This is a genomic window from Fannyhessea vaginae DSM 15829 (assembly GCF_000159235.2).
Classification (GTDB): domain Bacteria; phylum Actinomycetota; class Coriobacteriia; order Coriobacteriales; family Atopobiaceae; genus Fannyhessea; species Fannyhessea vaginae.
This window is the reverse complement of record NZ_ACGK02000001.1, coordinates 832,120-858,516: the sequence shown is the minus strand read 5'-3', so window position 1 is coordinate 858,516 and position 26,397 is coordinate 832,120. Positions and strand designations below refer to the sequence as shown.

At 40.7% G+C, this 26,397-nt stretch carries 26 protein-coding genes and 3 tRNA genes; 21 read left to right on the top strand and 8 right to left on the bottom strand.

Annotated elements, in window-relative coordinates:
• Positions 1-6: 6 nt before the first annotated feature.
• The 11 genes from frr (at position 7) to HMPREF0091_RS03710 (ending at position 10,181) form a co-directional block, all read left to right on the top strand.
• The gene (gene frr, locus HMPREF0091_RS03760; protein ID WP_006302936.1) at positions 7-552 is read left to right on the top strand and encodes a ribosome recycling factor; all 546 of its coding nucleotides are present in this window, start codon (positions 7-9) and stop codon (positions 550-552) included.
• Positions 553-1,332, top strand: coding sequence for an isoprenyl transferase (locus HMPREF0091_RS03755; protein WP_006302935.1), 780 nt, complete (start codon positions 553-555; stop codon positions 1,330-1,332).
• Positions 1,329-2,318, top strand: coding sequence for a phosphatidate cytidylyltransferase (locus HMPREF0091_RS03750; protein ID WP_006302934.1), 990 nt, complete (start codon positions 1,329-1,331; stop codon positions 2,316-2,318). Before HMPREF0091_RS03755 ends, HMPREF0091_RS03750 begins: the two co-directional genes overlap by 4 nt.
• Entirely contained in the window at positions 2,315-3,529 is a 1,215-nt protein-coding gene (dxr, locus tag HMPREF0091_RS03745) for a 1-deoxy-D-xylulose-5-phosphate reductoisomerase (RefSeq protein ID WP_006302933.1), read from the top strand. The genes HMPREF0091_RS03750 and dxr overlap by 4 nt, the downstream gene beginning before the upstream one ends.
• A 13-nt stretch (positions 3,530-3,542) precedes the next feature.
• Positions 3,543-4,910 carry a M50 family metallopeptidase gene (locus HMPREF0091_RS03740; protein ID WP_006302932.1) on the top strand — a complete coding sequence of 456 codons (1,368 nt, stop codon included), beginning with the start codon at positions 3,543-3,545 and terminating at the stop codon, positions 4,908-4,910.
• Positions 4,911-5,025: 115 nt separating this feature from the next.
• Positions 5,026-6,108 carry a flavodoxin-dependent (E)-4-hydroxy-3-methylbut-2-enyl-diphosphate synthase gene (gene ispG, locus HMPREF0091_RS03735; protein WP_010241369.1) on the top strand — a complete coding sequence of 361 codons (1,083 nt, stop codon included), beginning with the start codon at positions 5,026-5,028 and terminating at the stop codon, positions 6,106-6,108.
• Positions 6,109-6,398: 290 nt separating this feature from the next.
• Positions 6,399-6,725 carry a DUF3784 domain-containing protein gene (locus HMPREF0091_RS03730; protein WP_010241371.1) on the top strand — a complete coding sequence of 109 codons (327 nt, stop codon included), beginning with the start codon at positions 6,399-6,401 and terminating at the stop codon, positions 6,723-6,725.
• A gap of 242 nt (positions 6,726-6,967) precedes the next feature.
• On the top strand, positions 6,968-8,695 hold the full coding sequence (locus HMPREF0091_RS03725) for a proline--tRNA ligase (protein WP_010241372.1): 1,728 nt from the start codon (positions 6,968-6,970) through the stop codon (positions 8,693-8,695).
• A gap of 204 nt (positions 8,696-8,899) precedes the next feature.
• Positions 8,900-8,976 (top strand) — tRNA-Ile (locus tag HMPREF0091_RS03720).
• A gap of 232 nt (positions 8,977-9,208) precedes the next feature.
• Positions 9,209-9,284: transfer RNA gene (locus HMPREF0091_RS03715), tRNA-Ala, on the top strand.
• 177 nt (positions 9,285-9,461) lie between these two features.
• Positions 9,462-10,181 (top strand): MIP/aquaporin family protein, encoded by a 720-nt coding sequence (locus HMPREF0091_RS03710; RefSeq protein ID WP_006302928.1) that lies wholly within the window; start codon positions 9,462-9,464, stop codon positions 10,179-10,181.
• A 297-nt stretch (positions 10,182-10,478) separates the two neighbouring features.
• On the opposite strand, the gene HMPREF0091_RS03705 is transcribed toward HMPREF0091_RS03710, so the two are convergent.
• Positions 10,479-10,553, bottom strand: a tRNA-Val gene (locus HMPREF0091_RS03705).
• Positions 10,554-10,685: 132 nt separating this feature from the next.
• On the opposite strand from HMPREF0091_RS03705, the gene HMPREF0091_RS03700 reads away from it, so the two are divergent.
• The 8 genes from HMPREF0091_RS03700 to HMPREF0091_RS03665 all read left to right on the top strand — a co-directional run bounded on the left by HMPREF0091_RS03700 (position 10,686) and on the right by HMPREF0091_RS03665 (position 17,548).
• Positions 10,686-11,456, top strand: a complete 771-nt coding sequence (locus HMPREF0091_RS03700) for a CDP-alcohol phosphatidyltransferase family protein (protein ID WP_006302927.1) — start codon at positions 10,686-10,688, stop codon at positions 11,454-11,456.
• 9 nt (positions 11,457-11,465) lie between these two features.
• Positions 11,466-12,326, top strand: a complete 861-nt coding sequence (locus HMPREF0091_RS03695) for a hypothetical protein (protein WP_006302926.1) — start codon at positions 11,466-11,468, stop codon at positions 12,324-12,326.
• A 3-nt stretch (positions 12,327-12,329) separates the two neighbouring features.
• Positions 12,330-12,743: a RidA family protein gene (locus HMPREF0091_RS03690; RefSeq protein ID WP_006302925.1), complete on the top strand. Its 414-nt coding sequence runs from the start codon at positions 12,330-12,332 to the stop codon at positions 12,741-12,743.
• A gap of 62 nt (positions 12,744-12,805) precedes the next feature.
• The gene (locus tag HMPREF0091_RS03685; protein ID WP_006302924.1) at positions 12,806-13,246 is read left to right on the top strand and encodes an FHA domain-containing protein; all 441 of its coding nucleotides are present in this window, start codon (positions 12,806-12,808) and stop codon (positions 13,244-13,246) included.
• A 7-nt stretch (positions 13,247-13,253) separates the two neighbouring features.
• A complete protein-coding gene (gene ftsR, locus HMPREF0091_RS03680) occupies positions 13,254-13,985 on the top strand; it encodes a transcriptional regulator FtsR (RefSeq protein WP_006302923.1) in 732 nt (243 codons plus the stop codon).
• 44 nt (positions 13,986-14,029) lie between these two features.
• A complete protein-coding gene (locus tag HMPREF0091_RS03675; RefSeq protein WP_006302922.1) occupies positions 14,030-14,563 on the top strand; it encodes an adenine phosphoribosyltransferase in 534 nt (177 codons plus the stop codon).
• Between the two features lie 148 nt (positions 14,564-14,711).
• The gene (locus tag HMPREF0091_RS03670) at positions 14,712-15,884 is read left to right on the top strand and encodes a C40 family peptidase (RefSeq protein WP_006302921.1); all 1,173 of its coding nucleotides are present in this window, start codon (positions 14,712-14,714) and stop codon (positions 15,882-15,884) included.
• A 14-nt stretch (positions 15,885-15,898) separates the two neighbouring features.
• The gene (locus tag HMPREF0091_RS03665; protein ID WP_006302920.1) at positions 15,899-17,548 is read left to right on the top strand and encodes a ClC family H(+)/Cl(-) exchange transporter; all 1,650 of its coding nucleotides are present in this window, start codon (positions 15,899-15,901) and stop codon (positions 17,546-17,548) included.
• 211 nt (positions 17,549-17,759) lie between these two features.
• On the opposite strand, the gene HMPREF0091_RS03660 is transcribed toward HMPREF0091_RS03665, so the two are convergent.
• The 6 genes from HMPREF0091_RS03660 to HMPREF0091_RS03635 form a co-directional block, all read right to left on the bottom strand.
• Positions 17,760-18,764 (bottom strand): NAD(P)/FAD-dependent oxidoreductase, encoded by a 1,005-nt coding sequence (locus HMPREF0091_RS03660; RefSeq protein WP_006302919.1) that lies wholly within the window; start codon positions 18,762-18,764, stop codon positions 17,760-17,762.
• A 288-nt stretch (positions 18,765-19,052) separates the two neighbouring features.
• Positions 19,053-20,315, bottom strand: coding sequence for a uracil-xanthine permease family protein (locus HMPREF0091_RS03655; protein ID WP_006302918.1), 1,263 nt, complete (start codon positions 20,313-20,315; stop codon positions 19,053-19,055).
• 113 nt (positions 20,316-20,428) lie between these two features.
• Entirely contained in the window at positions 20,429-21,742 is a 1,314-nt protein-coding gene (locus HMPREF0091_RS03650; RefSeq protein WP_010241376.1) for an NCS2 family permease, read from the bottom strand.
• Positions 21,743-21,802: 60 nt separating this feature from the next.
• A complete protein-coding gene (gene dut, locus HMPREF0091_RS03645) occupies positions 21,803-22,258 on the bottom strand; it encodes a dUTP diphosphatase (protein ID WP_006302916.1) in 456 nt (151 codons plus the stop codon).
• Positions 22,251-22,703, bottom strand: a complete 453-nt coding sequence (gene nrdR, locus HMPREF0091_RS03640; protein WP_006302915.1) for a transcriptional regulator NrdR — start codon at positions 22,701-22,703, stop codon at positions 22,251-22,253. Before nrdR ends, dut begins: the two co-directional genes overlap by 8 nt.
• 186 nt (positions 22,704-22,889) lie before the next feature.
• Positions 22,890-23,252 (bottom strand): hypothetical protein, encoded by a 363-nt coding sequence (locus HMPREF0091_RS03635; RefSeq protein ID WP_035434548.1) that lies wholly within the window; start codon positions 23,250-23,252, stop codon positions 22,890-22,892.
• A gap of 224 nt (positions 23,253-23,476) precedes the next feature.
• Here HMPREF0091_RS03635 and lexA point away from each other — a divergent pair, with 224 nt between their 5' ends.
• Both lexA and HMPREF0091_RS03625 read left to right on the top strand, forming a co-directional pair.
• Entirely contained in the window at positions 23,477-24,121 is a 645-nt protein-coding gene (lexA, locus tag HMPREF0091_RS03630) for a transcriptional repressor LexA (RefSeq protein ID WP_006302913.1), read from the top strand.
• Between the two features lie 10 nt (positions 24,122-24,131).
• Positions 24,132-25,004: a heparan-alpha-glucosaminide N-acetyltransferase domain-containing protein gene (locus tag HMPREF0091_RS03625; protein WP_010240863.1), complete on the top strand. Its 873-nt coding sequence runs from the start codon at positions 24,132-24,134 to the stop codon at positions 25,002-25,004.
• A 4-nt stretch (positions 25,005-25,008) separates the two neighbouring features.
• Here HMPREF0091_RS03625 and hflX read toward each other — a convergent pair whose 3' ends face one another.
• The gene (gene hflX, locus HMPREF0091_RS03620) at positions 25,009-26,394 is read right to left on the bottom strand and encodes a GTPase HflX (protein WP_006302911.1); all 1,386 of its coding nucleotides are present in this window, start codon (positions 26,392-26,394) and stop codon (positions 25,009-25,011) included.
• Positions 26,395-26,397 lie beyond the last annotated feature (3 nt).

Below are 26,397 nucleotides of genomic sequence, written 5' to 3'. Positions count from 1 at the left end.
GGATATATGAGCGCATATACCGATCAAGCACAAAAACACATGAATAAATGTATTGATGCACTTAAGAATAATTTTTCTAAGGTTCGTACCGGACGTGCAAATCCTCAGGTACTTGATGGTATTCGGGTAGATTACTATGGTCAGCCTACTCCAATTGTGCAGCTTGCTGGCATTAAGGTTCCCGAACCCTCAATGTTAGTTGTTGAGCCTTGGGATAAGTCTTCACTTAAAGCTATTGAAAAAGCTATTGAGTCTTCTGATTTGGGCATAACGCCTAGTAATGATGGAACTTCTATTCGTTTGCCGTTTCCTAAGCCAACCGAAGAGCGTCGCCGTGAACTGGTAAAAGAATGTAAACAATATGCAGAAGATGCAAAAGTTGCCGTGCGCAATGCTCGTCGTGATGCTAATAACAAAGCAGAGCGTGACGAAGAGCTTAATGAAGACGATGTCAATCGTGAAAAGAAGGCTATCCAAAAGCTGACAGACGAGTTTGTAGCAAAGATCGACGAAATGCTTAAAACTAAATCACAAGAGGTCATGGAGATTTAGTTGTCTATTTCACAAGAGTTAGAATCATATTTTTCTTGTCCGCCAGACGATACGAGTTTATCTGATATTTCGTTGAATCGTTTGCCTTCGCACGTTTCCATTATCATGGACGGAAACGGTCGTTGGGCGCAGGCGCGTGGCTTGGATAGAGCTTTAGGCCATAAAGCTGGAGTTTCCTCGCTTAAAGAAATCGTAACCGCTTCGGTTCGTTTGGGAATTAAAGTACTGAGCGTTTACGCGTTTTCTACCGAAAATTGGAAACGTCCTCAGCACGAAGTTACCCTGCTTATGCACTTGTTTGCTACGACTTTGGTTAAGGAGTTACCTCTTTTTGCGCAAGAAAATGTTCGTTTGCGTTTCTTTGGCAATATTGACGCTCTTCCTGCAACTACGCGTAAGGTATTTAAACAAGGTCTTCAACAAACTCAGCATAATACGGGCATGGTATTTGCATTGGCAGTAAATTATGGTGGACGTTATGATCTTGTTCAGGCAGCTCAAAGTATAGCTACACAGGTGCAAGATGGAAAACTTAAGCCGTCAGATATTGATGAGGAAGTGCTTTCGTCGTATCTTTATACGAGCGGTCTTCCTGATCCTGATTTGGTTATACGCACATCGGGTGAGATGCGCCTTTCAAACTATTTGTTGTACCAAATTGCATATTCTGAGCTTTATATAACCAAAACGTTATGGCCTGATTTTACTAAATGGGATTTCTTGCGAGCAATTAAATCATATCAAGAGCGAACGCGCCGATTTGGGGGTGTTCGTTCGTGAGTAAATTGCACGTTTTTACTAAAAGAGGCTCTGCTCATAAATCAGAGCAAGAGATGCGCTCGCGCCTTACATCTGGTCTTGGCTTAGAGCGTGGTATAAAAAAGCTCGAAGAAAGACGCAGTCAAAAAGAATCCGTTAGACAAAAAGGCGAGCTCAAAACGCAACGCGCTCGTGCATGGACCGAAAAGCTTTTACTTCGTGTATTTTCAGGTGTTTTATACTCGGTAGCTGTGGTGAGTTGTATTTATGCAGATCCTACGAGTACTGCATTTGCGATTGCAGCTATGGCCTGGCTTTGTTGTTCAGAGTTTTTTCATATGATTAAGCTTGCGCACTATAATCCTTATGATTTTGTGGGGTTATTCGTTGCGTTGCTCTTTCCAATATTAGCTCTTTTTAATTCGTATACGCTTCTTTTGGGTACGGCAATACTTTATGCGTTGGTATTAAGTGTGCTTTATATTGCGTCTCCGCATGTTACGATAGCTGACACCGCCCTGAGTTTTTTTGCTCCCATGTATACGTCATTGCTTTTTTCGCATATCGTGCTTCTAAGATGTAGCCAGCCAAATTTTAGTGCTGCTGTTTTAACGCTTGTAGTTATGTGCTCGGTTTGGGCAAATGACATTTCGGCGTATTTTGTAGGCTGTAATTTTGGTAAGCACCCACTTGCACCTACCATTTCTCCGCATAAAAGTATCGAAGGATTTTATGGCGGTCTTGTCGCATCTGTTGCTGTGTGGTTTGGTATTTATTATTTTGGACTGGTGCATATTTCACTTGGATATGCTCTTATCTGCGGTCTCGTTGTGGGTATTGTTTCTGTTATAGGCGATTTGTTTGAATCTCGTATTAAACGCTCGGTGCACCTTAAAGATTCTGGCACTATAATGCCTGGTCATGGTGGTTTGCTTGACCGCAGCGATTCCATGCTTTTTGGGTGCACCGCAGCATATTTTTTGCTTGTTTTAGGTGGTCTTATATGAGTTTATTTAATACAAATTCTTCTCAGCAGTTTGGTTCATCTTCATCTGATGAATATGAACATAAGCGCTTGCGTGTGGCAATTTTGGGCTCATCGGGTTCAATTGGCACTCAAACGCTTGATGTATGCCTCCAACACCGCGACAAAATTGATGTCGTTGCGCTCTCTGTTTACAATTCGTGCGACGCGCTCGTTAAAGCTGCGCGTACATGTGACGCACAGCACGTTGTCGTAGTTGATGAAACTCATAAAAATGATGCCATCCTGGATAATCTTCCTGCCACGTGTTCGTGCGAATTTGGCTCTCAAGCGCTCCTTGATATTGTTCAAAGAGACGACATTGATCTTGTTGTGTGTGCCATTGTTGGAGCTGCAGGCATGGAAGTGGGTTATCACGCGCTCAAATGCGGCAAGACACTTGCTTATGCTAATAAGGAATCGCTTGTTGTAGCTGGCGATCTCATTATGCCGCTTGTTAAACCTGGGAAGCTTATCCCAGTTGATTCTGAACACAGTGCAATTTTTCAATGTCTTCAAGGCGAGTCTTTACGTGAGCTCAGTGATATTTGGCTTACCTGTTCAGGGGGACCGTTTTACGCTAAAACGCGTGATGAACTTGGCAGCGTTACTGCTGCTGATGCACTTCGTCACCCTACGTGGAAAATGGGTTCAAAAATTACGATTGACTCGGCAACACTTATGAATAAAGGATTAGAAGTCTTAGAGGCGACACGTCTGTTTGAACTGCCAATTGATGACATTCATGTTGTCATCCACCGACAAAGCATGATCCATTCTATGGTTCAATTTAAAGATGGTACAACAAAGGCTCAGCTTGGACCTTCTGATATGCGTATTCCCATTCAGTATGCGCTCAGCTATCCTAATCGTTGGGATACGCCATCAACAAAATTACCCGATTGGCGAACTATTTCTCACCTTAGTTTTGCAGCTCCTGATACCACAACGTTTGGTTGTCTAAAACTTGCCTTACAAGCAGGTAAAACGGGTGGAACCATGCCATGTATTATGAATGCTGCAAATGAGGTTGCTAATAAAGCATTTAGAGAAGGTCGCTGTTCATTTTTAGATATTGAACGTATTGTTGCTCAAACCATGCAAAATTGTGAGCTTGCACCTGTTGAATCACTTGAGCAACTTCGCGAAGTAGACACGCAGGCACGCACATGTGCACAAACCTATCTATCTTAGTTTCGGAGAATGTATGACGTTAGTCCTTCAAATTATACTGCCTATATTCTGGGGAGCAGTTGTCTTGTCATTTCTTGTGGCTATTCACGAAGCAGGGCATTTTATTGCTGCTCGCCTGTTTGGGATGCGTGTGACCGAATTTTTTATCGGCATGCCCTGTAAATATAAATGGTCATATAAGCTCAAACGATGGGGAACCGAGATTGGCATTACTCCTTTGTTGCTTGGAGGCTATACACGTATCTGCGGCATGGCGCATGTTGATGATGAACTGTTGGAGCAGTGCCTTACCTTTGTTTATACACAAGGACGCACAACAGCTGGCGCGTGTGCCGAGGCACTTGGATGTAGCACTGTATATGCGCATGAGCTTTTAGCTGTGTTGGCTGATTGGGCTTCGATACAAAAAGTGACGAGCGATTCTGGTGATAGTGAACAAAACATTATATATACCACTGTTGCACGTGACGATCAGATGTTAACGCTTTTTGATACAGGACATCATTTTTTGCCCGAGAAGGTAAAACCTGCTGGTAGTGCTTATATGCTTTCTGATCCTCACCAATTTTTTCTAGACGAAAAAGCGCGCACGTATACGGGTAAAAGTTTTATAAAACGCTTTATAGCACTTGCAGCAGGGCCATGCGTAAATATTGTATTTGCGTTTGTGGTTCTTGTTGCCACACTCAGCTTAGCAGGCGTGACTACTACGGTTGATTCCAATGTCTTAGGTAGTGTTGAGGCAAATTCTCTTGCACAAAATGCTGGTTTATCTACTGGTGACAAAATTGTGGCACTTGATGGCGAGTTCGTACACTCATGGTCCGATATTGTTCGCGTTTTGTCGGATAAAATGAAAGACCGCGCCACGTTTGAAATGAAGTATGTGCACGATGAGCAACAGTTCAGCTCAACAGTTGATTTTTCTCATCTTGAGCCTCATGAGCTTTTTGGTATTCATGCCCAAACAAAAGTAGTGTATCCAAGTATTGGTCAATCTTTGCAGTTTGCTACTTCGTATACTGTTCAGGTTACCCAATTTGTGTGTAGGCTTATTATGCCTCAATATGCGGTGCAAACTGTACAACAAAGTTCAAGCGTTGTGGGAATCTCAACGATGGCTGCCCGTGCAGCAGAAGAGGGCGCTCAACAGTTTTTCATGCTTGCTGCTATGATTTCGATGTCACTTGGTTGTATGAATCTTTTGCCCATACCTCCTTTAGATGGTGGTAAGGCGCTCTTTGAAATCATTGGCGTAGTTATTAGAAAACCAGTACCACTTAAGATTCAAACGTTTGTTACCTACATTGGAATTGCGCTCTTTTTGTTGCTTTTTGTTTTTGCGCTGCGAAATGATATAGCAGCTCTTATTCAGGGGTAATAAAACGATATGGCTTCTGTAAAAACAAGAAGTCATCTAAGAGGCGCGTGAGCTACGTGCACTAAAAAGTGTGCTACGTGCATTAAAAATTTGGTTACAACAGAAAGATAGTATAGTGAAAGCTCGTTCTAAAACACATCAGGTTTTTGTGGGAGATGTTGCAGTGGGTGGGGGAGCACCCGTATCTGTGCAGTCGATGTGTACAACTAAGACCTCAGATGCTGCTGCAACACTTGAACAAATTAACAAACTTATGAATGCTGGTTGCGAACTTATTCGTGTTGCAATTCCGCTTAAAAGTGATCTAGATGGCTTTGAAGAAATTTGTCGCAAAAGTCCGCTTCCTGTTATTGCTGATATTCATTTTGATTACCGTTTAGCTATTGAAGCTGCCGAGCGTGGGGCTTCTGCGCTGCGTATTAATCCAGGAAATATTGGTTCCATGGAAAAAGTTGACAAGGTTATAGATGCTGCAAAACAGGCTCATATTCCCATTCGTATTGGTGTTAATGCAGGTTCTTTAGATCGCAAATTTGACACACGTGATGATTTAACGCTTTCTCAAAAAATGATTGCCTCTGCTACAGGCTATGTTGAGCATTTTAGAGACCGTGGATTTAATGACATTGTTTTGTCTGCTAAGGCGCACTCTGTTCCCACTACGCTTGAAACCTATCGAAACTTGTCACAAGCGTTGCCAGATATACCTTTACATGTTGGAGTTACCGAAGCTGGAGGCTTAAGGCAGGGTACCGTAAAAAATTGTGTGGGTGTAGGTATTCTTCTTGAACAAGGTATTGGCGATACAATTCGCCTTTCCTTAACTGCAGATCCTGTAGAGGAAGTATACGTGGCGTGGGATTTATTGTCCTCACTTGGCATGAGGCGACTAACTCCAGAAATGGTAAGTTGTCCTACGTGTGGGCGCTGTCAAGTTAATTTAATTGAGATGGCTAACGTTGTATCCGAACGACTTGCAAAATTAAAGGCTCCTATTTCGGTTGCAGTTATGGGATGTGCGGTTAACGGTCCTGGAGAAGCGCGTGATGCTGATATTGGTGTTGCCTGCGGAAAAGACAAAGGTGTGCTCTTTCAAAACGGTAAACCAATTCGCAGTGTTGCTGCCGAAAACATTGTTTCTGAACTCTTTAAAGAGATTCAGGATCGTTATGGTTATGACGTGTCAAAAGATGTCTGATTTTAGATGTAGGATTTTGTTTCGTAACTTATAAAACTATATAATAAGCGTCCGATTAAGTTTTAAAAGAATATTTGCGTCATACTTAGTGTTCGTCTTAAGTCTGAAATTAAGCCCTTAAAATAATTGTGTGATTTCTATTTGTTTTTTATTTTGACAACATCTAAGCGATTAGCTATATTCGTAAACAACAAACTTCTTGTTGCTAATGACACCACTACCGTTAATTAATATTAAGTGTTGTGCATCGTAAGATGGGTGGAAATTCATTTTGTATTTTAAGGAGTGCTATGGAACCATTAGTCTTCTTTTCATTCTCTATTTCTTTTCTTATTATATCCATTCAGTTGTTTAGAAATAAGTGGTTAATGCTGATTTCAGGTTATAATACCATGCTTAAGGAAGAGAGAGATAAAATAGATGTAAGGCCGTATGCTATTGCTGATGCAAAGGCTATGGCAGCTGGCAGTTTGCTTATGTGTGTGTATGGCATCAATTCTTTAGGTTTAACTATTTCGAGTGAGTATATTCTCGTCGCTTTTATTATCTCGTGGATATTATTTATTTGGTCACTTATAAGTATGTTTGCGTTGGTGTTTAAAAGTCAACAACCATAGTGATTTATTAATAATGCAAGACACTATCTAGGCAAGTTTTTAAGCAGGCGACTGTTTGTAATTATATTCTCTTTTCAGGTTAGTTTATTTCTTAGGTTGGTACGTGGTTTAAGATCTTCGTGCTAACTCCTAAAGGCGACATTTTTGTAAGTTATGCACTTGTACACATTGTCACCGTGTTCGCCTGTGCTTTTCTTTGTATAATTAAACACTGTTATATACCTGTAGCGAAAGGATTTATTTTGAAACGCTATGCAAGAATGTCTAAACTTTATGCACCAACTCTTAAAGAAGACCCAACTGACGCCGATATTGCCTCTCATAAATTACTTGTACGAGCGGGTATGATACGCAAAGCTGCTGCAGGTTTATATTCGTATTTGCCTTTGGCATGGCGCTCTATACAAAAAATTGAATCCATTATTCGCGAAGAGATGGAAGCTATCGACGCACAGGAAATGCTTGCTCCTATTTTAACCGATGCTGAATTGTGGCATCAAAGTGGTCGTTGGGGTGCATACGGTCCAGAGCTTATGCGTCTTACCGATAGGCACGACCATGAGTATGCGCTTGGTCCTACTCATGAGGAAACGTTTACCGATCTTATTCGTAATGAACTTAAAAGTTATAAGGATTTGCCTGTTACGCTTTATCACATTCAGGACAAATTTAGAGATGAACGTCGTCCGCGTTTTGGTTTGATGCGTGGTCGGGAGTTTATCATGAAAGATGGTTATTCGTTCTGTGCCAATCAGGAATCTTTGCATGAATGTTATGAGCAAGAAAAAGATGCCTATGCCACAATTGCTCGTCGTTGCGGTTTGCGCGCCGTGCCAGTGGTTGCCGATTCTGGCCAGATAGGTGGCGATACCTCTGTTGAATTTATGGCTCTGGCAGATGCAGGAGAAGCCGAGCTTATCTATTGTGACGCGTGTGATTATGCCGCAGATACCGAGGCAGCAGTTGGGCAAATAAATGTCTTAGACGATGAGGTTGCCGCATGCGAAAAAATCAAAACACCTGCATGTCAAACTATTGAAGATCTGGCACAATTTTTGCAGGTTGATGTTCGTCTCACGCGTAAAGCTCTTGCGCTTGTTGATGAAGCGGGTAACCCGATTGTAGTTTTTGTTCCGGGCAATCGAAGCCTTAACGAAGTAAAAGCAAGTCATCTTTTTGGTGATTATCACATGATGAGCGATGAAGAGCTTGTACAGTTTGGGCTGCATAAAGGTTTCATTGGACCTGTTGGTTTGCCTCAAGGAATTCGTGTAGTGGCTGATTCGTCTTTGAAGGATCTCAGTCAATGGATTTGTGGTGCTAACGAAGTAGATTATCACCTTCGTCATGCTTGTCTTGGAAAAGATTTTTCTATTGATGAGTGGCAAGACCTCATTGTTACCGAAGCTGGAGATAGCTGTCCTTGTTGTTCTGCTGCTCTTAAATCAGCGCGTGGAATTGAAATTTCTCAAGTCTTTCAGCTTGGAACAAAATATTCAAAGGCAATGGGTGCAACCTTTATGGATGAAGACGGTACCGAAAAGCCTTTTATTATGGGTTGCTATGGTATTGGTGTTTCCAGAACACTTGCAGCGGTTGTAGAGCAGTCACACGATGAACATGGTATTATTTGGCCTGTATCCGTTGCTCCCTATGAAGTAGCTGTTATTCCGTTGGATGTTCACGATGAAACGGTGTGGCCTGTGGCGCAGCGTCTGGCTGAAGGTCTTATTAAAGCAGGTATTGAAGTTATCGTAGACGATAGAGGAGAGCGACCTGGTATCAAGTTTAATGACGCCGATCTTATGGGATTTCCGTATCAGGTCGTTTGTGGTAAAAAGGCTCTTGCACATGCGTGTGTTGAGGTTAAAAACCGCGCTACGGGTGAGCGCACAGAAGTGCCTGTAGATGAGGTTGTTGACCATCTTGTGCATGAGATTGTGCCTCAGCGTCAAGGATTGCAGGCATAGAGTACCTAACGGCTGTATAAGCGTTATTGGAGCGTTTAAGCGCGCTGCGTTGTCTGCATTGCGTTTATCTTGACTCGTTTAATGGCTTGTTTAACCCGTGTGAATTACGTAGAGTCGTAGCTATTTTTAATTTGATGCTTGCCAAAATGAGCTTTCTTGCGTATTCTACTAACGTACTTGCAATGATTTTGCTGCAGTATTTACGGGCCTATAGCGCAATCGGTTAGCGCAGAGGACTCATAATCCTTTGGTTGTAGGTTCAAGTCCTACTGGGCCCACCATAAGACATATAACCCAACAGAGAGCCTGTTGGGTTTTTTTCTTAGCACAAACTTATGGTGAGTGCTTGGTTAGAGGCTTCTATAGGTTTTTAAGTTCGTTGCCTAGTCGATCATACAATCTGTTTGCGAGTCTCGTGCTCATGAAGAAATAGCATAATTTTTGAAGCATAAAAATTCTGCGTTGACGAAATTATAAGTTTTGATATTATAAATAGGTCTTGATGACCGTAATGGGGGATTAGCTCAGTTGGGAGAGCGCATGGCTGGCAGCCATGAGGTCACGGGTTCGAACCCCGTATTCTCCACCATTATTTTGGAATTTACAGCATACTTTTCTAGTTCTAAAACAAATTTTTTGTATACCTAATGAAGTGGTTCAATTTTGTATACGTTTCGCTAGAAATCAAACTTTTTCACGTATAATTTTATCGTTTGTCAAACATGTGGGACATATTGTTTCCCCTTAGGAAAGAAGGCGATTATTCGTGATTACGCTACCTATGATAGGTGAGTTTTTAGGAACATTTATTATGATGCTTTTGGGAGAGGGTGTTATTTGTTCCGTTGAATTAAAGCAAACAAAATCATATGGCACTGGCTGGATGCAAACAGCTACTGGTTGGGCGATGGCAATTACGCTTGCGGTATATGTTGCGGGAATTTTTGGACCGGCACATTTGAATCCTGCAGTTAGTATCGCGCTTGCATATGTAGGGGAGATTTCATGGGAGCAGGTTCCTCCTTTTATTCTTGCGCAATTTTTGGGTGCTATGTGCGCTAACGTATGCGTTTGGCTTCATTTTTATCCTCACTGGAAGCAAACCACTAATCAAGATGCTATTCTTTCATGCTTTTGTACAGCGCCTGCTATTCGTCATACGCCTTCTAATTTATTTGGCGAGGTATTATCTACGTCGGTGCTAATCATTGGTGTTTTGTGTCTTGGACCTAATCGTCTTGAGCACGGACTTGGACCAATTGTCATAGGCATTCTTATTTTAGTTATTGGATTATGCCTGGGTTCAACAACAGGGTATGCTATGAATCCTGCCCGCGATTTAGGACCTCGTATTATGCATTCGCTTTTGCCCATTGCCAATAAAGGTACATCACATTGGGAATATGCATGGATCCCTGTAGTTGGTCCACTTATGGGCGCAACGCTGGGTGCATTTTTATATCACAGTCTTTTAATGTTGCTCTAAAATGCCGATTTCATATTGATGAAAAGACTGTTCAAAGCTGCTCTCATGCCGAGATATTTGTACAAGTGTGTTTGATCTTACATCGAGGACAAAATGGGTTTTGCTGGTATAAGCGAAGCCCATTATTTATATCAGGTATTAAATCACGTAAATTTAAGCAATTATTTTCTAATAACAGTAAGTTTTTAATATCTTTACGTAGCCATTCCTCAATATCATGGGACAAAAATGGGTCGGGTCGTATTTAGCTATCATGCAAATAAGTATGTTTACCTGGGTAAAAAGGAAGAAAATAAATGGTGGGCGATGCGGGATTTGAACCCACGACCCCTTCCGTGTGAAGGAAGTGCTCTACCCCTGAGCCAATCGCCCGCGTAGTTTTAATTATGGTAACAAATTGTGATAAGCTTCGCAAAGAATAATAGAAATCTGTACTGTAAATTCATAGACCTATTTATCTAGGCTATAATAGATACGAGTATTAAATCGTAAAGGATATCGTTTATGAAGGCTGGTTTAGATAATCAACAGATTTCCTCCTATTTGAAGGATAAAGCTGCACACTCAGCGCATGCCATAAAAGCACAAGCTCATACTACAAAAGAGCACGCAAAGTCTACCGTTAAAAACTATATGGTTGCCGAAGATTCTACCGCACCGGTTGGTACTTCATCTAACCCCTCATATCAAATTTATACGGTAGCTAATGCTATAACCTTTTGTAGACTCATTCTTACCTTTATTTTTTTAGTCCTCTTTATTTCTCGTACTAATAGAATTCTTGCATTCATCTGTTATATGATTGCTGCTGTCACCGATTTTTTAGACGGACAAGTTGCGCGTAGAACGCAAACGGTGAGTTGGTTGGGGAAAATCATGGATCCCATTATGGATAGGGTATTGCTTGCAACTGGTGTTTTAGGCCTTGTGATAACAGAAGAAATACCTGTTTGGATAGCAGTTTTTGTGATTTTAAGAGATACAGTTATGGCTTGTGGTGCACTTATTCTACAGCGTTATCAGCGTCGACCACTTGATGTTATTTACATCGGTAAAATTGCTACTGCGTGTTTAATGTTTGGGTTTTGCGACGCACTGTTTGGTTCGCCATACGTTCACGGACTTGGACTTTATAACCTAGAATTTTTACCAGGAATTAACGCTCAAAGTGTACCTTTGGGCATGTTCTTTATCTATGTTGGTATTGTTTTTTCTTCTGTAGCCGCAATAACTTACATAATGCAAGGTCTAAAAATTATGAGAAGTAAACATTAAGGATACAATATGACCCATCATGGAATTCTTTATGACGAACACGTGGTATTAGGCGCAACTTTTAGCCTCGATGAGGCGGGTGGTGAGTATGTTACGTCCTATCCGCAGCAATCTCCTGATACAGTAGAGAGCAAAGATCTTGCAGATCACGAGTGTTTTATAACTGATATGTCTGGCGTTTTTTATCGTGTTCTTTCAGGTATGGATGCTCAGGCATACATAAGCATGCTGAGTGCGACAGATCATGCTGGAATAGGGGACACGCGTCTGTCTTGTGTTTTATCGGGAGATGGTAGTGTTATTTCATATCCTTTTATAGCCCGTACTGGTGATAGTGAATACGTTATTCTTGACGCCAGTGCACGCTCACAAACGCTTAGCATGTGGATGGATTTTGTACAGCATATAAAACAAGATACTTATGAGCCGTTTGCCCATGTACATATAGAAACCTTTAACGATAAGCTTGTGCCAATTGCACTTTATGGAAGTGCGGCAAATCAGCTTTTACTTGATTATATACCTCAAGATAGTGCAATTTTTGAGAATCACCGAGTTGATGTTATCTCCCTAGACTCTCATATAACGTGTTTATGTCTTCATCCGTGCCAATCCTGGTATATGTTGTTTGTACCAGCAAAGTATGCTCGTCTTATGTGGAGAAGTTTCTTGTCCTTTACGTATGTTAAGCCTAAACCATATCAACATGCATGTGATTATCTTTGCGCAGGCTTACCAGATGAGCTTAACGTTAACAGTAACGATAAACTAACCCTTACGTTTAGGGTTCTAAACAACTATAATTTAGTACGTTCTGATACGTCCTATATTGGAGCACGCGAGTTACAAACCACAAAGGCTCGGGGGTAAACAATGAAGTATGCTATTAGCTCGGCGGATGTCAGCCAAAGCAAAGGTTTTTATTCTCAAGCCACAACTGCAGGTCGCCTTATCTTTATATCGGGGCAAACGGGAATTTATGGTGATGAAGACCACGCGTTCTCTTATATAAACCAACACTCAACTTACACTCAAGTATCTTTGAGCATAGCTGAACAAACAGAGAATATTATTGCAATTTTTATGAAGCTTTTAGATGAGGTAAATTGTACGCTTTCTGATATAGCTCAATTAACTATTTTTGTTACCTCACTTGACTATCTACCTGAAATTGACGCTGTTTTGCAGAAGTATTTTGACATACCTGCGCCTGCGCGCAACGTTGCGCATGTTTGTTCTTTACCTGATAATGCTTGTGTTGAAATAGGCTGTATTGCTTGTAGATAACTCTAGTCAAAAGGCCTCATTTAGCTGTATGATAGTAAAGAAGATCTTTTGAAAGGGATATTATGCAACAAAAACCAAATACAACATCAAGCGCAGGCACAACACAAATTTTTCGTATGCCAACAACTGATGTTACCTCACCACATATGTTTGATAACAAAGTACCTGCATATCCTACGCTTGCAATTGTTAAGGGACCTCAAACAGGTATGGTTTTTGAGTTAAATTCGCAATTCATTACAATAGGTCGAGATCCTTCAAATAGTGTCTTTCTTAACGATATGACTGTTTCAAGGAAGCACGCGTGCATAGACTTCACGTCTTTAAATCAGGGCTACGCTACTATTGAAGATCTTAATTCGCTTAATGGAACATGGATCGACGGAGCCATTGTTAATAAAGCTTTTCTTAAAGATGGTTCTACCATTCAAATTGGTACGTTTCGTATGATTTTCCATACCAATAAACCTGCTAGCTTGTCTAACCCTGCTGGTGTCAGGTAGGCTTGTTATGTCAGATACAGCTTGTCTTACCATTGGAAAAGTAGTCGCTCACCTTAAAGATCGCTATCCCGATATTAGTATCTCTAAAATACGTTATCTTGAAAACGAAGGGCTCCTTGATCCTGCACGCACCAAAACGGGTTATCGAGTTTATTCAAGTTATGATATAAAGCGATTAGAAGACATACTCTATTTGCAGAAGCACAAATTTATGCCACTTTCGGTTATAAAAGAGAAATTGCAACGTACGCAGGAATTGCAAACTCGTGGTACTGATGTGACTGCTTTGGAAGATGAACAAATATTAACACCTTCTCACAGGTTGTATCCTTTAGATAGAATTCCCCAAGTAATAGGCGTTTCTATTAGCTTTACACGTCAGTTGGTTGATGCGGGACTCATACATTTTAAACGCTCACCTCATGGTAGAGACTTGGTTGATAGTAGAGACTTTGACCTTATTAAAACATGTGATGAACTTACTCATTACAGTATAGGCCCTAAGAACTTACGCCAATATGTAATTGCTGCTAACCGTGAGTCTGCTTTATTTGAACACGCACTCGTTATCTTTGCAACTAAGGCTGGTGGGGTAGATGTCCAGCAGACAAAACAAAATCGTGAGCGCTTTGATAAAGTGTTTAATAAGATTTTGTCACTTACAGGGTCTATCCGAAATCAACTGATACGAAAAGCAATACAGCAAACGTTTAATACTAAGAGCGATAACCAAGGATAGAGCATGCTTTGCTCTGTTGATTGCTTCATTATGAAAGGAGAAATATGTCTTCATTTGATTTTGAGTCACTTATCTATAACATCAAAGATTATCCCGAGCCGGGTGTTGTTTTCAAAGATATTACACCTTTAATTGGAAATCCCGAAGGATTTGCGGCTGCCGTTGATGCCATTGCTGATCACTTTGCTGATAAACACATTACTAAGGTGATCGGTGCGGAGGCGCGTGGATTTTTATTGGGAGCACCTGTTGCGTATAAACTCCATGCAGGCTTTGTTCCTGCTCGTAAACCTGGAAAATTACCGCGAGAAGTGCTTCGTGAGGCGTATGACCTAGAATATGGTTCCAACGAGCTTGAAATCCATAAAGATGCACTTACAAAAGACGATCGTGTTCTGATTGTGGATGACTTGGTTGCAACGGGAGGAACAGCAGTAGCAACAGCTCATCTCATAGAGAAAACTGGTGCTCAACTTGTTGGGTTTGCCTTCTTGCTTGAGCTTGCATTCTTAAATCCACGCTCAATTATTAAGCAAGAGTTCACTCAAGAAATGTTTACGTTAGTACAGGTGAAATAAGATATTTTATGGGCTTTTCTGACCTGGTAGAATATGGATTTACCTCGATATGCTTGACTTATGATACGTCAGACAGTATCCTTTTACTATCTATACGCTCAATAAACGAACTCTAACTGTGAAGTCCGTATATGTGGAAGGTTTTAACATGCTACTAACTACCAAGAATGCCAAGCTTGGTTATAAAGCTGTAACTGCCGGCCTTGTTTGTGCTCTAACTGTAACCTCATCGTTTCCTATCACTGTTGCGTATGCAGCACAACCTGCAGAAATACAAGCTGCATCTGATAAAATTGACTCGCTTGCTGCAGATCTTAAAGATTGTCAGAAAAGTTTGGATGAAAACGAAGGTCAGCTCCAACAAACTGCAACAGATATCGTTAATAAAGAACAAGAGATAACCGAAACCACACAGAAGCTCGACGCTGCTAAAGAGACGCTTGGTAAACGCGTCCGTAGTAGCTATAAATCTGGCGTTTCATCGGTGCTTGAGCTGCTTATGGGATCTACTAATATGCAAGATCTTATAAGCCGTATCCACTATATGGATTCGGTTTCCCAAGAAGACGCACGTACTATAGATAATGTGCGTGATTTATCACGCGAGCTCAGTAATCAGAAGACTGCGCTTGAAACAAAGCAAGCAGAAGAGCAAGCTCAGGGCAAAAAACTTCAAGCTCAAATTGATGATATTCAATCAAAGCTCAAAGAAGCGCAAACCTATTACAATAGTTTAAGCGCCGAAGCACAGGCAGCTATTCAAAAACAGGCAGAGAATACTGATTCACAAGCGGCATTTGTGATGGGTGCTATCCAAGAGAATTCAGATAACGCGCCATCTGCTTCTGGTAATTCTGCTCCTCAAAGTGATAACCAAAGGAGCGGTGGTAGTACGAGTAGTTCTTCATCTACTCCTTCTGCTCCGCGCTCGCATTCATACAGTAATGCGGGCGGTCCTGTTGCTAATGCATACCAATTTTTGGGAAAGGGCTACCGTTATATTTGGGGTAGTAGTGATCCATCTAATGGCGGTTTTGACTGTTCTGGATTTACACAATACATATTCCGTCTTGCTGGGTATCCTATAACCCGAACCACATGGACGCAAAGTGACGAAATCAAAGCAAAGGGCAACTGGAAGACAAGTACTTCTCAACTGGTTGCCGGAGATCTTGTATTTTTCGACAATTGTAATCATGTAGGTATCTATGTTGGTGGAGATCAATTTATTCATTCAAGCTGCTCAAGAGGTCCTGTGTGTGTTTCTCTATCTGAATACCTTAAATTTAGTAGTTTTTATGGTGGCGGATCTATCCTATAAATCAATCGTTCATTATGTCAAAGTCTTCTATACTGTATGAACTTAATAAACAATTTTCAAGGCGTTTACAAATTGACCTTGTTGTTGAAGGAGTTATAGTTGGTCTTTTAGCAGGACTAACTATAACTCTTTACCGTATTACCCTTGATAAAGCCGAAGAATTTGTAATGTGGCTGCATAATTATATGCACGAGATGCCATTAGTTATAATCCTTTGGCTTGTCATTGCGGTATGTTTAGGCTGTGTAGTATGTTTCTTAACCCGTTGCGAACCGCATTCTAAAGGGTCTGGCATTCCACATGTTGATGCAGAAATAAAAGGCGAGCTATCTATGAAGTGGTGGCGAGTTTTACCTTTTAAATTTTTAGAGGGGAGTATGTGCTCGCTTGCAGGTATGTCGCTTGGACGCGAAGGACCAAGCGTACAGCTTGGAGCGGTTGTTGGCAAAGCTGTTTCAAAGCTTTTTAGGCGTCGTCGCATAGAAAAACGCCTTCTTATTACCTGTGGTGCGGCTGCAGGTATGGCCGCAGCTTTTCATGCACCGCTTACTGGCACATTATTTGCGCTCGAAGAAATTCATAAAGAGTTTAAGCCAGCTTTATTGATAGCTGCCATGATTTCAAGTATTGCATCAGATTTTGTGGTGTCTCAAATTCTTGGCGTTCAGCCTGTCTTAGCTTTTCACTTTATTAAAAATATTAATCATGCATATTATGCGTATATCCTGCTTCTTGGCGTATTTTGTGGTCTTTTGGGTGCTGTGCATAATGCTGGTATGTTTTTTGTTCAGGAAACGTTTTATGCAAAGCTTGAGAAATTTCATGCGTATTTACCACTTATTTTTGCAAGTTGTATTTCGTCTATAGCTATTTACTTTGCTCCAGCGTTATGCTGTGGTGGGGATAAAATCTTTGAATATCTATCTCGTGCACAAAATCTAGCGCTTCCTGCAATTATTGCATTACTGATTGGTAAATATTTCTTCACCACATTTTGTTTTGCTTCTGGTGCACCAGGAGGTACCTTATTTCCTCTTTGTGCAATGGGCGCTCTTACAGGTTGTCTTTTTGGTGCTTTTGCATATACGTATCTAGGACTTCCTCAAATCTATATTGTTAATTTTGTTGTGTTGGGTGTTGCAGGATTATTTGCGTCAGTTGTGCGCGCTCCTGTTACAGCAGTTATTCTTGCCTTTGAGCTTACTGGTAGTTTTAATGCACTTTTAGCAGTATCAATTGTATCTATTGTGTCGTATATCTGTGCAAATATGTGTAAGGTTGATCCATTTTATGAGCATTTAACCATGCGTCTGATACAAAATATTTCTACCGAGCAAACACATGCTATTCAGAAAATGATGCGCGTAGATTCACATAAAGAACTAATTGCTAAAAAGCTCCCACATAAAAAAGAGTTGGTGTTTCAAACGCTTCATGTGGGCGTTAATTCAAGTGTTGAGCATAAATGTCTTGCAGAGATTAAATTTCCTCAGGACATGCGCATTATAACAATCAATCGAGAAGGAATGACCATTTTGCCGACAGGTGATACAAAACTGGTCGCTGGTGATGAGTTGTTATGTTCGTTTATAACCCAAACAGAATTAACAACAAAACCTAAGGTTCAAAAATTACTAGACAGTCACTTTATCGATGGTGCATAGGTTTTATCTGCGCTCTATGGCTCAAGAAATAAAAGAGGAAGAGAAGCTATCCCTCTCAACCTCTATTGTTTCATTACTTTACATAAGATATATTATCATGTTTTAGTATAAAATTAGTTAAGACGTTAGTACTAAGCCTTACATGTACAGTTTATACCTTGATTTAACTAACAAACGCTTAAACAAATGATAAAACTTATGCTTTGGCTTTTTATGAATTTGTCTTAGCCGCGCGTTTAAGTTTTCTAATATAACTTGCAGCACTTGTTGCAGCAACAGCACCGTCTGAAGCCGCTGTAATCAGTTGTCGCAAAACTTTATCGCGAACATCGCCCGCGGCATATAAACCTTCGGTGCGGGTTTGCATATGATCATCAGTTTTAATGAACCCATTTTTATCGGTATCTACAAACTGACCTACGAGCTGATTCATAGGTTTCCTACCTGCAAATACAAATACACCAATATCATGAGGCTCACAGGTAATGGTTTCAGTTGAGCGAGTTTTAGTGTTTTCTAATGTGATAGATGTAAAACCTTCGTCAGACTCCCCTGCAAGTTCCTTAATTCGTGTATTGTATACAATCACCATTTTTGGATTTTCTTGAACTTGACGGATTACGCCGTCTTGTGCACGCAATACATCTCGTCTTACCAAAAGTGTTACCTTCTTTGCAAAACGCGCAAGAAAAAGGCCTTCCTCACATGCTGCGTTACCTCCACCAACTACATACACAGGTTTATCACGGTAAAACATAGCGTCACAGGTAGCACAATACGAAACACCGTGACCAGTATAGCGGCTTTCACCTTTAAACTCGGCTTCTTTTGCAGTAGCGCCACAGGCTATGAGCACAGCTTTAGTCTTAAAAGAGTGACGGGACGTATGTACCAAGAAGTACGACAGCCCCTGTTCGTCTTCAAAGCGTTTTAGAGAATCAACACGTTCCATACAGAGCGGAACATCCATATCTTTTACTTGTTTGTGCATAATTTCTGACAATTCATAACCGTTGATATGAGGAACGCCTAAATAATTATCAATTTTATCAGTAACGATCATTTGTCCGCCCAGCGCTTCTTGTTCGAGAATTACAATATCCAAAAGCGCGCGTTGGGCATATAAAGCAGCAGACAAACCTGCAGGACCGCCTCCGATAATAACCAAATCTTTTAACGTGGGTTGCTCAGTTTGTTCTGTTGTAGTTGTATTCATGCCTTCTCCTCATGTGTGCAATTAAATGACTGCAGTATACATACCCATATATCACATGATGTATCAGACAAGCGTAAGCCTTATACAAACACATGAAAATAAGAACGCATGATTTTAAGGACCTTACATCTATAAATAATGCTTCTCAAATAACGAAAAACTCCAGCGTAGGTATCCAATGTTGATACATACGCTGGAGTTTATGAAACTGTACAAAGACGAAAGTTAAATACCACTCGCAATAGTCATAATGAGTTGTTACAACTCAATGAAAGTGTTTTGTTGCATTTATGCTTTGTCTTTTGTATGACGCGGTAGAAGAGCATTTAACACAATACCAATTAAGGTAGATGTGGCCATTCCTGGTAAGGTATAGCCTCCCAGTGGAATGTTAATTTGTGCTGTTTCCATGCCAACGCCTAAAATAATGACAACTGAAGCAATCATAAGGTTGCGGTTATCGTCAAAATCAACCTTATTGGTAACAAACATACGTAAACCATTGGAAGCAATCAAGCCAAAGAGTAACAAGCTGACGCCACCCATAACAGGTACAGGAATTGTTCCAATAAATGCAGCTACTTTTGGACAAAAACCACCAACGATAAGTGCAAAACCTGCAGCATACCAAAAGACCTGAGTTGCAAAAACATGTGTAACACTCATTACACCAATGTTTTCTGCATATGTTGTTGTTGGAGGTCCTCCTAAGAAACCTGAGATACAGGTTGAAATACCGTCACCAGCCAAGGATTGAGGAAGCATTGCTCTATAGTCTTTGCCTACAATTTCACCAACAGCAAGTAAGTGACCAATGTGCTCGATAACTACCACAATTGCAACAGGAGCTATCAACACAATAGCGTGTGGGTCAAAATGAGGTGTCTGAATAGGTGGAAGGCCGATCCATGGCGCATCAACTACAGGTTGGAAATTTATAAGTCCCACAAATGCTGACGCAACATATCCAACAAGAATTGCTAAAAGAACAGGAAGCGTACCAATGATTCCTTTTTGTCCAGAAAAAATTACAGCTGCTAAAAGCGTAATTCCTGCAATACAAGCACTTACTGCTGCAAATTTAGAATCAGGCCCCAGAAGCGCCATACGCGCAGCTGCTGCAGAAAGTCCAACACCAATAACAACCATAACTGATGCAACCAAAACTGGTGGAAGTAAGGTGTTAAGCCAATTGGTGCCAGCAATTTTAATAATTCCTGCAACCGCTAAGAATACACAACCCGCTACAACTACACCTGATAAAGCTGTATGCAAACTTCCCGTAGCTGCGGTAGCAACAATAATTGGGCTGATGAATGCAAACGAACTACCCAAATAACTTGGGATTTTGTTACGAGTGACTAAAAGGTACACAATAGTACCAATACCCGAACACATAATAGCTAAGTTAGGATCAAGACCGGTAAGTACTGGAACCAAAACGGTAGCACCAAACATACTCATCATATGTTGAATTCCTAAAGGGATCGCGCGTGCTACAGATACATGATCATCTACGCCGATGATTTTTGCATCGTCTGCTGTACTCATAACACTCCTTTCTTCAGATATATGCGCATGCTCTACTTTTGAAGAACACGCGCATATTACCGTACAAATTTAAGCTTTACCAACATTTAGCCGATAAAGTTAAAAAACAACTTTTAAAGCAGGAAGAAATAGACGACAAACATAATTCCTGCAACCCACATAAGAGGTTTAATCTTTTTAACATTGCCCGTAATGAGAGCAACAATGATGTAGGAGATAAAACCAAATCCGATACCATCAGAAATTGAGAAGGTTAAAGGAATACCGATAATGGTTGCAAATGCAGGGAAGCTTTCTGACAGATCGCTCCAGTTAATTTCAACGGTATCGCTGATCATAAGATAACCAACCAAAACCAAGGCACCACAGGTAGAAGCAGCACTTACAACCGAAATAATAGGTGCAAAGAGTGCCGCTAAAATAAAGAGAACACCTGTTACAATAGCAGAGAGACCAGTGCGACCACCATCTGCAGCACCTGATGCAGACTCAACAAATGTCGTAATGGAGGATGCACCAAAAAGACCACCAAGAGCCGCGGCTGCAGAGTCAACGGTTAAGATCTCGCTAATATTTTCTACGGTACCGTCTTCGTTAAGGAAGTCTCCGGCTTTAGCAACAGCAGTTGCAGTACCCATGGTATCAAAGAAGTCAGACATAAGAAGAGAAAATGCACATACAAGACAAACAGGATTGATAAGTGCTTTTACAATTCCCATAGTCCCCTCTTCGTCAACCATAAAAGGAGCACCAAAGGTAGAGAAATCAAGCGGAGCAATAAAGCCCGTAGGAAGCGAAGTAACGCCTAAAGGAATACCTGCAATTACCGCCAAAGCAATACCAATTAACAAAGCACCTTTAACTTTGAGTGCATAGCATGCAAGCGTTACTGCAACAGAAATAACACCAACGATGAAAACAGGATCGGTAATTTTGTTGAGCGTAACGAAGGTAGCAGGGCTCGGAACAATAACACCACCGTTTTTAAGACCGATGAATGCAATGAAAATTCCAAGACCCACAGAGATTGCATGGCGCAATGAAACAGGGATCGCGTCCATGATAGCTTCGCGCAGACCACAGAACACTAACAGAAGTATGACAATACCTTCGATGAATACGATTGCCATAGATGTATGCCAATCGTTGTTAGTAATAAGAGGCAAGGTAAATGCAACAATAGCGTCAAGGCCTAAGCCAGTTGCAAGTGCTACAGGACGATTTGAAATAAGTCCCATAAGAATGGTTACAAGGCCTGAACCAATGCAGGTTGCTGTAATAGCAGCGTTTAAAGGAATACCAGCATGTACCAAAATTGCAGGGTTAACAGCAATAATATATGCCATCGCTAAAAACGTAGTAAGACCAGCTCTACATTCCTGTGAAACAGAAGAACCTCTCTCACTTGCCTTAAAAAATGTTTCCATCTCCATCCTTTCTGAATTCCTATAGAAACATAAAAAAACCGATAGTGAAAACACTACCGGTTAATTACCACTGGAACCAAAACCGTTATCGCCACGGTCGGTAGAAGAAAGCTCAGCTGTCTCAACAAGCTCTACAACGGGGACTTTTTGAATAACAAGCTGGGCAATTCGATCCCCTTTTGAGATATGAATATCGTTATGAGGATCTAAATTGACGACACTCACAAACAATTCTCCGCGATAGTGAGCATCGATAAGGCCTGGTGTATTAGGCATAGAAAGACCACATTTATATGCTAAACCACTTCGTGGCTGTACAAAACCAGCATAACCATCTGGAATCGCAATAGCTAAACCAGTTGGAACCAAGAAGCGTTGAAAAGGTTTAAGAACAAGGTCAATATAGGAACACAAATCTAGACCTGCATCACCTGAATATGCATATCGAGGAAGAATTACATCTTCATGCAGGCGTTTTATAGGAAGTTGGATGGTATCAGATGAAGGGTTATTCATTCGATAAACTCCTTAACTCTTCGCTGAATTCTTCGACATCTTTAAAGTCTCTATATACCGACGCAAAACGCACGTAAGCAACTTTATCTATATCAATAAGTTTTTGAAGGACACGCATGCCAATCTCTTGTGACGTGATTTCTGTTTTCCCGTTATCGCGTAGTTCAGTTTCTATAGAATCAATAAGCTGATTGATGCGATTAAGATCAATGGAACGTTTAATAGTTGCTGCTACAAGACCACGACGCAACTTTTCATGACTGAAAGGTTCTTTGGTGCCATCTTTCTTAATAACAAGAATGGGCATTTCCTCACGTCGTTCATAGGTTGTAAAACGTGTTTGGCAACCTATACATTCGCGACGACGACGAATGGCGTCGTTTCCTTCAGAGGAACGGGAGTCTACAACTTTAGATACATCACATCCACATTTTGGGCAGTGCATACAACTCCTAACGATTAAAACTCCGATATCAATGTAACATAATAACGGTTTATCACCTACAGAGGTAATCATTTTGACTCTAAGCGTAAACATTCTCGAAACAATTCATGAAAGTGTATGTTCTTGTGTATGGATTTAGACATTATTGCATGTACAGAGAATAGTATGGGCAAGCTAATGCATAAATTAGTTGGATAATTGCATGGGTATATATATCCGCTGACCTTCGTGTAAACGAAAACCTTCTATATTATTGTATGAAATGATCCAAGATTCAATTGCCGAGCGCTCAAAGCATTTAAGGTTAGATTCATTAACTAGTGAGTCGATTCCTTCTCCTTTTTGAACAATTGTAGCCGAAGGAATACTTGCTTTGAGAAGCGTGGAATCATGTGCTAATCGATAGTTGTTACATAAGGTGCTGATAAGAAAACCTGTGATAAATACAAAAGAAAATAGAATTGTTAAGCTCAAAGATAATGACTGCGCCTTAATACGTTCAAGGTCGTGAAAGTTTTTCTCTGTTAAATCTGTTGTGTACATGCTCATCTTTTGTCCTTTCTTTTTTCTTAACTTATATATACACGAGGAGACGGACATTAATTAGAATCGCAGGTAGAAAAGCTATTGCGTAAAATGAGTCATAGGATATACGTGAGGAAAAGCTTGTAATCAGTATGGTAAAATTTTTTTATAAAAATTAAGAACATATGTTTGTAATTTAAGAATGTTCATGCTATACTAAATTAACTACAAAAAGAGGAGCGTGTCCTATGAGAAAGCTTGGAAAACGACAAGAACAAATTTATTCCTATCTGTGTTCCTATGTTTCAGAGCATGGCTATCCGCCTTCAGTGCGAGAAATCGGAGAAGCGGTTGGATTAGCGTCTCCCTCTACCGTGCACATGCATTTGCACGCCCTGCAGGATCTTGGTTACATCCATAGAGATCCTAAAAAACCACGCGCACTTGTACTTCCCAAGCTTGTACAAGACGAAGGTGAACAGCATAGTGTTGAAAACGATAATGTTGAGCTTAATGTAACTATTCTTCCTGTCGTTGGCCGAGTGGCTGCCGGTGTACCTATTCTCGCGGAACAAAATATTGAAGACCGTCTTGCGGTTCCTACTTCTATAAGCTCAGACTCAAGTTCGTTTATCCTTAAAGTTCAAGGCGAGTCTATGATTAACGCTGGCATTTTTGACGGCGATTATGTTGTTGTAAAAGAACAGCATGATGCACGTAACGGCGAAATCGTCATTGCGATGATTGATAATGAATGCACGGTAAAGCGTTTCTTCAAAGAAAGCAGCTATATTCGTTTACAACCAGAAAACGATACAATGAAGCCTATTATTGCTAAACATCCAACAATTATTGGTAAGGTAACAGGTTTGTTCAGATCGGTTATTTCATAAAGGCGTGCGCGTGCATGGTTCTCAACGCATAGAAGCTTTTGATGTAATACGAGGTTTTTCACTCGTATCTATGATTGCTTTTCATGCGTCTTATGACCTGGTATCGCTGTATGGTGTATCGCTTACCTGGTTTGTTTTTCCCTATATTGATCTATGGCGTAACAGTATCGCATGGGTGTTTATTTTTCTTGCAGGTATGATGTGCTCATACTCAGTGCATAAGATCAAACGCTGTATTGTTTATCTTGTATGCGCTTTCATGATTTATGTAGTGACAACTTTAGTGGCTGTGGATATTCCTATTAATTTCGGCATAATTTTTTGTTTAGGTATGTCAACAGCTGTTGTTACGCTTGTATCATACATGCTTTTACGTGTTGTTAAAACAGCTGCATTCGTAAAACTGAGCGCAGTTGTGCCTTCGTTTACGGGCAACGTAGGTACTTTTATTTTGCTTTGTGTTATGCTTGGCCTCTTTGGAATCACGTATCATATACCGCACGGATATATAAGCTTCTTTCAGTATACGTGGCGTTTACCTGCATACTTATATTCCTCATACATTACTGCAGCATTTGGGTTTGCTCCGAGCTATTTTCAATCAGGTGATTACTACCCCATTTTTCCGTATCTGTTCTTATATAGTGGCGGCGCTTTAGCAGGATGGTTAAGCAAATCGTATATGATGACATTACAAACGGCGCGGAGGTGCAAAGAGTCAGTTACGCTTGCTCATTGCTCCCCCGGTGCGTTGCTTTTTTACGGTTTAACATTTGTTAAAAATCTTCTTGCACTCATGGGAAGACACTCGTTACAAATATATGTGCTTCATCAACCGCTTTTATGTGTCCTTATATTTTTATGTATGAGTCGGAGCGCATAAAAACTTACAATTCAAAAGGTTTAAGCCGCTCTACAAGCTTACGAGGAACATATACGCAAAGCTGAGTACCTTGTTCGTCATACGTTTCATGTACTACTCTACCATACGTATGAATTAAAGAAATAAACGAAGAATCCTTGTACGCAACATGTAAAACCATATATGTCTCTTGGCTCATAAGTTTATGAGAAATCATTTGTAATAGTGTTTCTATCCCCTGTCCTGTTTCGGCAGAGATATAAGCGACATTAGTGGGGTCTATTGAATTGAATAATGCAAGCTCGTTGGGCTGCGTGTGAGCACTAGATGAATTTGAAGGAGTGAGATACTCTACACATGGAGATACTTCATGCTCGCTTGCGTGAGCATAAGAGTTTGATGCAATACGATCGATTTTATTAGCCACTATAAGATATGGGATTGAGCCTGCACCAATGTCGTTGAGAATAGAGAGAACCACATTCATTTCCTTTTCTGCATGAGCAGATGAAACATCTACAACGCACAGTAGGAGATCGGCTGAAACAACATCAAGCAAGGTAGATTTGAATGCATCTATGAGTTCAGTGGGTAATTTTTGTATAAAACCTACCGTATCGCTCAGTACTGCACGACGAGTGTCAGGAAGGGTAATCGAACGCGTTGTTGAGTCTAAAGTTGCAAATAATTCATCTTTTACGTAGGTTGAAGAATGGCTTATTCGGTTGAGCAAGGTAGACTTACCTGCATTCGTGTATCCAACGAGTGCAATTTTATACAAAGGTGAAGATGAGCGAATACTGCGTTGCACCTTGCGCTGTATCTCTAATGCTGCAAGCTGCTGTTTAACATGGGCTATTTTTTCGCGTGAAAGGCGTCTATCGATTTCGAGCTGGCTTTCGCCTTGACCAAACCGTGATCCTATACCACCACGGGTTTGTTCGCCTAATAGATGGCTCCACATTCCTTTAAGGCGAGGAAGCATATATTGCATATGCGCAAGCTTAACTTGAAGTTTGCCTTCCTTAGTAGTGGCATGAGCTGCAAAAATATCTAAGATAAGCGAACAGCGATCAATAACTTGAAACGATTTTCCAACAGCATGGCAAATATTACTTTGTTGAGACGGGCTCAGTTCATCATCAAAAATTATAAAATCGCACATTAATGATTGTGCCATATGTTTAAGCTCGAGCAATTTACCTGAACCAATATAGGTTGAGTGTACAGGCGCAACGAGCTTTTGGACAAGCTTACCAACAGTTGTAATGTTAAGTGTTTCTGCCAAATGTGAAAGTTCTGATAAACTTTCTTGCGTCGTAAAATCACAGGCAGCCGATGGTGTTTCAACTGCAACAACAAGAGCGCGCGAACTGTTTTCATGTGGGTTATAAAATGAAAATCGAGCCATATA

Bases quoted from the DNA above. Each gene is read 5' to 3' on its own strand.
- frr (WP_006302936.1), top strand. From the start codon at position 7: ATGAGCGCATATACCGATCAAGCACAAAAACACATGAATAAATGTATT.
- dxr (WP_006302933.1), top strand. From the start codon at position 2,315: ATGAGTTTATTTAATACAAATTCTTCTCAGCAGTTTGGTTCATCTTCA.
- HMPREF0091_RS03740 (WP_006302932.1), top strand. From the start codon at position 3,543: ATGACGTTAGTCCTTCAAATTATACTGCCTATATTCTGGGGAGCAGTT.
- HMPREF0091_RS03730 (WP_010241371.1), top strand. From the start codon at position 6,399: ATGGAACCATTAGTCTTCTTTTCATTCTCTATTTCTTTTCTTATTATA.
- HMPREF0091_RS03700 (WP_006302927.1), top strand. From the start codon at position 10,686: ATGAAGGCTGGTTTAGATAATCAACAGATTTCCTCCTATTTGAAGGAT.
- HMPREF0091_RS03695 (WP_006302926.1), top strand. From the start codon at position 11,466: ATGACCCATCATGGAATTCTTTATGACGAACACGTGGTATTAGGCGCA.
- HMPREF0091_RS03690 (WP_006302925.1), top strand. From the start codon at position 12,330: ATGAAGTATGCTATTAGCTCGGCGGATGTCAGCCAAAGCAAAGGTTTT.
- HMPREF0091_RS03685 (WP_006302924.1), top strand. From the start codon at position 12,806: ATGCAACAAAAACCAAATACAACATCAAGCGCAGGCACAACACAAATT.
- ftsR (WP_006302923.1), top strand. From the start codon at position 13,254: ATGTCAGATACAGCTTGTCTTACCATTGGAAAAGTAGTCGCTCACCTT.
- HMPREF0091_RS03675 (WP_006302922.1), top strand. From the start codon at position 14,030: ATGTCTTCATTTGATTTTGAGTCACTTATCTATAACATCAAAGATTAT.
- HMPREF0091_RS03670 (WP_006302921.1), top strand. From the start codon at position 14,712: ATGCTACTAACTACCAAGAATGCCAAGCTTGGTTATAAAGCTGTAACT.
- HMPREF0091_RS03665 (WP_006302920.1), top strand. From the start codon at position 15,899: ATGTCAAAGTCTTCTATACTGTATGAACTTAATAAACAATTTTCAAGG.
- HMPREF0091_RS03660 (WP_006302919.1), bottom strand. From the start codon at position 18,764: ATGAATACAACTACAACAGAACAAACTGAGCAACCCACGTTAAAAGAT.
- HMPREF0091_RS03655 (WP_006302918.1), bottom strand. From the start codon at position 20,315: ATGAGTACAGCAGACGATGCAAAAATCATCGGCGTAGATGATCATGTA.
- HMPREF0091_RS03650 (WP_010241376.1), bottom strand. From the start codon at position 21,742: ATGGAAACATTTTTTAAGGCAAGTGAGAGAGGTTCTTCTGTTTCACAG.
- dut (WP_006302916.1), bottom strand. From the start codon at position 22,258: ATGAATAACCCTTCATCTGATACCATCCAACTTCCTATAAAACGCCTG.
- nrdR (WP_006302915.1), bottom strand. From the start codon at position 22,703: ATGCACTGCCCAAAATGTGGATGTGATGTATCTAAAGTTGTAGACTCC.
- HMPREF0091_RS03635 (WP_035434548.1), bottom strand. From the start codon at position 23,252: ATGAGCATGTACACAACAGATTTAACAGAGAAAAACTTTCACGACCTT.
- lexA (WP_006302913.1), top strand. From the start codon at position 23,477: ATGAGAAAGCTTGGAAAACGACAAGAACAAATTTATTCCTATCTGTGT.
- hflX (WP_006302911.1), bottom strand. From the start codon at position 26,394: ATGGCTCGATTTTCATTTTATAACCCACATGAAAACAGTTCGCGCGCT.